We start from the raw sequence: 5,847 nt of genomic DNA on the forward strand, positions 1-5,847 counted from the left end.
GGAATCAGCGGACCTTGGAAATGTCCGTACCATAATGGGCGCATGTGCCTAGAAATCATGGAGAGGGTGGAAACGGCATGATTCATAAACAATACTACGCGCTTCTAGAACAGCAGGAAGCACTCCTTACAAAGCCTAACGTTAAAAAAGCAGACTTTTATAACGGCATTTATGATCGGTACGAGAATCCTGTTATTACTAGACACCATGTTCCCATTCACTGGAGATTCGATCTGGATCAGAAGCATAACCCTTACTTCATGGAGCGCCTTGGCTTAAATGCAACCTTGAACCCTGGCGCCATCTACCATGAGGGACGCTACTATCTGGTTGTGCGCACGGAAGGCGTCGATCGCAAATCGTTCTTTGCCCTTGCGGTGTCGGACAATGGCATCGACAACTTCCATTTTATTGACAAGCCGCTGACATGGGAAGACATCGATGCTGACGAGACCAATATGTATGATATGCGGCTCGTGAAGCACGAGGATGGCTGGATCTATGGCATCTATTGCTCGGAGCGCAAGGATCCGGATGCTGCGCCGCATGATACCTCAAGCGCGACAGCGCAAGCCGGACTGGTTCGCACACGCGATCTGAAGACATGGGAGCGCCTGCCGAATATTGCAACCAAGTCGCCGCAGCAGCGCAACGTCGTCCTCCACCCTGAATTTGTCGAGGGCAAATATGCCTTCTACACGCGTCCTCAGGACGGATTCATTTCTACAGGAACCGGCGGCGGAATCGCATGGGGTCTGTGCGAGAATATCACTCATCCTGTCATTGACCAAGAGACCGTGATTGACGAGCGTATCTACCACACCGTCTATGAGGTGAAAAACGGGCAAGGGCCTGCGCCGATCAAGACTGATAGGGGCTGGATTCATATTGGCCATGGCGTTCGTAACACAGCAGCTGGGCTTCGCTATGTGCTGTATGTATTTGCGACCGATCTGAACGACCCGGCTAAGGTAATTGCCAAGCCAGGCGGGCACTTTATCGCCCCTTACGATGAAGAGCGCGTAGGCGACGTGTCCAACGTCATCTTCTGCAACGGCGCTGTCGTCAATGAACAAGGCGAGGTGTTCATCTACTATGCATCCAGCGATACGCGTATTCATGTTGCGACCACCACAATAGAGAAGTTGGTCGACTATACGTTCAACACGCCAGAGGATCGCTTCCGCTCGCTCGATAACGCGAAGCAGCGCGGTGAGCTCATTGAGCACAACTTGAAGCTGCTCGCCAAGGAAAGCAAGCAAACCATCTAATAATCGTACGAAGTTACAGGCCGATGATTTGTATATTTCCTTATGCACCCTCACGGCTCGCTCATAAGCTGCGTGAGGGTGTATTCAGGTATGCTGATCGTCTCATGATCTCGATAAGCCGCAAGAGTTTCGTAAATGATGGTAAGCATGTATACTGACTAATAGCGATTTCGACCTGTGCTTATGAAGGAGGTGAAGAGATGAAGAACGATCATGTGACGATGCGTGATATTGCTGATCGGCTGGGCGTCAGCAGCGTGACAGTATCCAAGGCGCTTAATGACAAGGATGGGGTAAGCGACGAGCTGAAGGCTCGCATCAAGGAGGTAGCGAAGGAAATGGGCTATCGCTTGAACACCGCGGCCCGTGCAATGAGAGAAGGCCTGACTTACAATATTGGCGTTGTGATTCCGGAGCAGTTTACGAACGTCAACCATGCGTTTTACCTGCGCGTCTATCAGCATCTTGCAAGTCAGCTTGAATCTTACGGCTACAGCAGCATCCTACATATCCTGTCTATGCAGGATGAGGAAATGGTCAATCTCCCCCGAATCTATTATGAGAAAAAGGTCGATGGCTTCATTGTGCTCGGACAAATCAAGCCTTCGTATATTGAAGCGGTACAGCAGATGACCGTTCCGAAGCTCTTCTTGGACTTCTATCAAGAAGGGGCAGCTGTCGATTCCATCGTAACGGACAACTTCTACGGTGCTTATGAGCTGACCAGCTATCTGATTCGAGAAGGACATGAAGAGCTTGCCTATATGGGAAACATTTATTCCACAAGCAGCATTCAAGATCGCTTCCTTGGCTTCTACAAGGCTTTGCTGGAGCATCGAATCCCGCTGCAGCCTGATTGGATCATCCGTGACCGCGATGATCATGGGACACTAATCGAGCTTGAGCTCCCGGCAAGCATGCCGACAGCCTTCGTATGCAATTGCGATCAAGTGGCTCGCTACCTGATTGAGAAGCTGAAGAAGGAAGGCTACCGTGTACCAGAGGATTGCTCCGTTGTCGGCTATGACAATGATATCTTCGCCACTGTGGCGGAGCCTCATCTGACAACTGTTGAGGTTGATATGGAGATGCTTGCGAAGTCTGCAGTAAAGGCCATCATGAAGAAGGTCAATAGACCTGATACCACGATCGGCAGAACAGTTGTGCAAGGCAAGATTGTCTATCGGGATACGGTTAAACCGATAAATCATCCGGAGAAAAAGAACGGTGAACGATGAATCAGTGGTCATGAACGGTTATGCCTAACTGAAATGAATACGGATGTCTAATACGATAGTTGAATTGTTGTATTAGACATCCAAGCCATATAAACGAGAGGACAGACCGGCCTGTAAAAGGATCATCGTTCGCCTTTGATTAAGCCGTTCCATACTGGTGGCATCGTATGAACTCGTAATCTAGGCAGCCTTTTCGATAAGCTAACAGATCCAAACGCCGCCATTTCCAATGGTTACCCTTATAAAAAACGCTATCGCTCCGCATCTGCAGCAGCCGCGGCATTCAGCTCAAGCTTCTTCAGCACCCGCATAAAGCATTCAACCTCTTCTTCCGTCGTGCCGTTCAGAAGCCGCGCATGAAACGAATGGGTCGCTTCAATGACAGACGCTTCAATTTCTCTGCCCTTATCCGTCAGCCACACCTGCAGCGCACGCCGATCCTGCTTCCCTTGGGTGCGTGAAATAAATCCTTTCTGCTCCAGATTGAGCAGCATTCGGGCTACATTCGTCTGGTCGCGTCCGATCTGCAGGGCAATCTCTTTTTGCGTAATCCCTTCCATCCCGCTCCACAGAAGCAACATAATAAGGTTCTGCTCCGGCGTGACGCCAAGAGGCTCAATCACCTGCTTCGCTTGCCCGAGCAGAATAAGATCCGTCTTGTGCAAGGAAATGCCTATGTATTGCCTAAAATCATATTTCATATATCCTCTACTGCTCCTTATTCAAGTGGGATTTAGAATCTGGGGATAACCCTCTATCGTGGTTATTCTAGGAAAGTCATACCGTTCAGCTTTATCTGCTGAAACATAGCGGAATTCTTATTATCCGATTTTCCTATCGCCTAACTAAAGATAAACGTTCCTATGTGATTATAAAAGGTGAGCCCCAACAAGTCCATGTTATGATGTGTAGAAAGACATGTACTTAAAACGGCGACACACCTCACTTATTCTACTCTCTATGTCTGGAGGGATACAAATGCTGCGACACAAGACCGTTCTTATTACAGGGGCGAACGCCGGCATGGGGCTTGCTTCAACCATTGCGCTTGCCAAGCAGGGCGCCTACGTCATGATGGCCTGTCGAGATCAAGAACGGGGGTCCATGGCACTTGAGCGTGCAAAGCAGGAAAGCGGCTCGCAGAAGCTCGAGCTTGTACAGTGCGACCTGGGGGATCTTGCAAGTATACGCCGCTGTGCGGATGTAGTGCGAAAGCATCATCACAAGCTCGACATTTTGCTGAATAATGCCGGTGTTGTTTCCTTGAAGCGAACCGAGACAAAGGATGGCTTTGAGAGCATGATGGGCGTTAATCATCTCGGTCATTTCCTCCTGACTCAGCTTCTGCTCCCTTCTCTCCTGCTGGCAGAGCAGGGCCGCATCATTACGGTATCGTCCGGGGCGCATAAGATCGGACGCTTCAAAGCGGGGGATCCTTTTTTAACAAAAGGATATTCGGTTTGGCAAGGATATGCGAACTCCAAGCTCGCGAATGTGCTCTTTACGAAGCAACTTGCAGAGCGGCTTCAGGGCACGAGAGTCACCGCCAATTGTCTTCATCCAGGTGCGGTATCCACTGATATCGGTGTTGATCGTAAGAGTGGATTCGGAAGAAGCGTGCATCGACTGCTGCGTCCATTCTTTCTCACGCCTGCTGAAGGTGCGGACACCGCCATTTATCTTGCATCAAGTGACGAGGTGACCAATGTGAGCGGTGAATATTTCTACCGCAGAAAACCAGCATCAACATCCAAACTGGCGAAGGACGCCGAGCTTGCCAATGTGTTCTGGGATTGGAGCCTTAAGCAAACAGGCTGGTCGGAAGACGAGTAGGTCCATTTTATAAGGAAGAGGCTTCTGCGACCTCACACAATAATCGGACGGGAACGATCCAAGCTAAACAGATTCTCTTCAAGGACCATTTGAAACAGCTTCATTCGCCAATGGAATGACCATTGGACTCTCTTTCACGATAATCGTGCTTTGCTTTTGCATCGTCAAAGAATCAAGAACATCGTTTGGTTCTTTAGATACTACGATAAAAAGGGTGGACCTTTAGATCCACCCTTCTTGCTTTTTCAGCCTACTGGCTAATATTTATTCAGTTGAATCATTCAAACTACGCATTGCCATCAGCCATTGCTTAGAAGCCTCTACCTCTGTCGCCGACAGCTGATGCCCGTAATGGTCCCAATGCAGCTTTACGCTAGCCCCTGCTCCTTTTAGCAAACCTGTCAGCTCCTCCGTCTCTGACACCGTACAGATCGGATCATTAGTGCCCGCTCCAATAAACACAGGGAGCCCTGTCATGTCCGGCAGCTCTTTGTTGCGGATCGGCACCATTGGGTGATATAGAATGGCTCCTGCAAGCGAGTCCTTATTGTGGAACAGGAGGCTTCCAGCAATGTTCGCTCCATTCGAATATCCCACAGCAACGATTCGATTGCGGTCGAATCCATACTGCTCTGCTGCCTCGTCGAGGAAGGCGTTAAGCTCTGATGTGCGGAAGATCAGATCCGCCTCATCGAATACGCCTTCGCTCAAGCGGCGGAAGAAGCGCGGCATGCCGTTCTCCAGCACGTTGCCTCGTACGCTTAGAACCGATGATTCTGGGGAAACCATTTTCGCTAGCGGCAGCAAATCGCGTTCATTGCCGCCTGTTCCATGCAATAACAGCAATACAGGTGCTGTGTTCGATGTTCCTTGCTCAAAAATATGCTTCATGTTCGTTATCCTCCTCTAATATGCGAACGGTTACGGGTTCTACAATCTCTTCGATCTGAGCACGATATTTCTCGTACTGAGGTGGAAGCTTCAACGCTTCTCCAAGATGCTCAGGCTCCTCATCCACAGCGAATCCTGGTGGATCTGTCGCAATCTCGAACAGGATCGAGCCTTCTTCTCTGAAATAAATGGCGTTAAAGTAATTGCGGTCCTGCACCGGTGTAGGCGCCTGTCCTTGGGCACGCACCCATGCTCTCCACTCCTGCTGATCTTCATCATCGCGAGCACGCCATGCGATATGATGAACGGTGCCTGCACCCATGTTGCCTCGCGGCATCGCCTCAAGCTTCAGGTCGACGATGTTGCCAAGATCAGCCGTGCTGCGGAAGCGAATATACTCTTCATTTGCATCTATCCGTTCAAGGCCAAGAATGTGCTCAAGTACAGCCTCTGTCTTTGTAGGGGCCGTGCTGAACAGAACGCCGCCGCCGAAGCCCTTGATCGCATGCTGTACGGGAACGCCGCCAAAAGCCCATTGGCTCGCTCTGCCTTCAGCCCGTTCGACGAGCTCCAGCTGAAGACCAGCAGCATCGCGGAATCTCAAGTACGTTTCG

At 50.2% G+C, this 5,847-nt stretch carries 6 protein-coding genes; 3 read left to right on the forward strand and 3 right to left on the reverse strand.

What is annotated here, in order from left to right; all coding sequences use genetic code 11:
* Positions 1-77: 77 nt before the first annotated feature.
* Together I2H74_RS10100 and I2H74_RS10105 are read left to right on the forward strand one after the other, a co-directional pair.
* Complete coding sequence (locus I2H74_RS10100; protein WP_195573832.1) at positions 78-1,271, forward strand: glycosidase; 1,194 nt, start codon at positions 78-80, stop codon at positions 1,269-1,271.
* A gap of 200 nt (positions 1,272-1,471) precedes the next feature.
* Complete coding sequence (locus I2H74_RS10105; RefSeq protein WP_195573833.1) at positions 1,472-2,509, forward strand: LacI family DNA-binding transcriptional regulator; 1,038 nt, start codon at positions 1,472-1,474, stop codon at positions 2,507-2,509.
* Between the two features lie 251 nt (positions 2,510-2,760).
* Here the strand turns inward: I2H74_RS10105 and I2H74_RS10110 are convergent, their stop codons facing one another.
* A complete protein-coding gene (locus I2H74_RS10110) occupies positions 2,761-3,210 on the reverse strand; it encodes a MarR family winged helix-turn-helix transcriptional regulator (RefSeq protein ID WP_195573834.1) in 450 nt (149 codons plus the stop codon).
* 277 nt (positions 3,211-3,487) lie between these two features.
* Between I2H74_RS10110 and I2H74_RS10115 the strand changes: the two genes are divergently transcribed.
* Positions 3,488-4,342, forward strand: coding sequence for an SDR family oxidoreductase (locus I2H74_RS10115; protein ID WP_195573835.1), 855 nt, complete (start codon positions 3,488-3,490; stop codon positions 4,340-4,342).
* A 264-nt stretch (positions 4,343-4,606) separates the two neighbouring features.
* Here I2H74_RS10115 and I2H74_RS10120 read toward each other — a convergent pair whose 3' ends face one another.
* Together I2H74_RS10120 and I2H74_RS10125 are read right to left on the reverse strand one after the other, a co-directional pair.
* Positions 4,607-5,233, reverse strand: a complete 627-nt coding sequence (locus I2H74_RS10120) for an alpha/beta hydrolase (RefSeq protein ID WP_195573836.1) — start codon at positions 5,231-5,233, stop codon at positions 4,607-4,609.
* A partial coding sequence (locus I2H74_RS10125) for a VOC family protein (protein WP_229106543.1) occupies positions 5,217-5,847 on the reverse strand: 631 nt, incomplete at its 5' end. The genes I2H74_RS10120 and I2H74_RS10125, both read right to left, overlap by 17 nt.

This window comes from Paenibacillus sp. 1001270B_150601_E10 (assembly GCF_015558675.1).
Taxonomy (GTDB): domain Bacteria; phylum Bacillota; class Bacilli; order Paenibacillales; family Paenibacillaceae; genus Paenibacillus_B.